This window comes from Pseudomonas sp. JV245A (assembly GCF_032424515.1).
Lineage (GTDB): Bacteria > Pseudomonadota > Gammaproteobacteria > Pseudomonadales > Pseudomonadaceae > Aquipseudomonas > Aquipseudomonas protegens.
In genome coordinates, this window is record NZ_VYKE01000454.1 from 1 (window position 1) to 817 (window position 817).

The window sequence follows — 817 nt, forward strand, 5'->3', positions numbered from 1 at the left end:
GGTGCTGGCTCTGCTGCTGGCGTTTGCCCTGCTGGTGCTGGAACGCCAACTGGCCCAGGAGCACCCAGGGGAATGGCCGGAAGCCGGCGCCCTGGCGCAACTGCTGCGGGCGGCGATTATCTGTTTGCTGGTGAGCGCCCTGTGCCTGTTGTTCAGCAGCGACACGGCCTTGTGGCCAGTACGGCTGGCGGTGCTGACGGGGCTGCTGCCGGCATTGGTGGCCGGCGAGTTGTTGTTGCGCGCGGTGCTGTCGCTGTTCAGCCCACAGCGCGAACAGCTGGAGCCCCGGCTTCTGGCCCACAGTTTTGTTGCCGACATGCTGCGTTGGCCGCCCCAACCCCTGCTCAGCCTGCAGCATGAATTGCACAACCGTTTTGGCATCGATCTGCGGCAGATCTGGGCCTTCGCCTATATGCGCCGGGCCTTTGTACCGGTATTGCTGGTGGTGTTGGCGGTAGGTTGGCTGTTGACCGGCGTTCATGAACTTTCCATGCAAAATCGCGGTATTTACGAGCGTTTCGGCAAGCCGGTACAGGTCTTTGGCCCGGGCCTGCATCTGGGCCTGCCCTGGCCCCTGGGGCGGGTACTGACGGTGGAAAACGGCGTGGTCCATGAACTGGCCACCAGCGTGGGCGAAAGCTCGCAGCCGTTTCAAGCGGCTCCTGCCGAAGGCCCGGCCCCCGCCATTGCCAACCGCCTGTGGGATGCCAGCCACGTGAATGACAAATCCCAGGTGATCGCCAGCGGCAATGCCCAGCAACAGAGTTTTCAGATCGTCAACATGGACGTGCGCTTCGTCTACCGCATCGGCCTGGGC

Annotated in this window: 1 pseudogene; it reads left to right on the forward strand. The window is 63.6% G+C overall.

The features are described from left to right. Positions 1–817: pseudogene (locus F6S12_RS32390) on the forward strand (SPFH domain-containing protein); the annotation flags it as partial.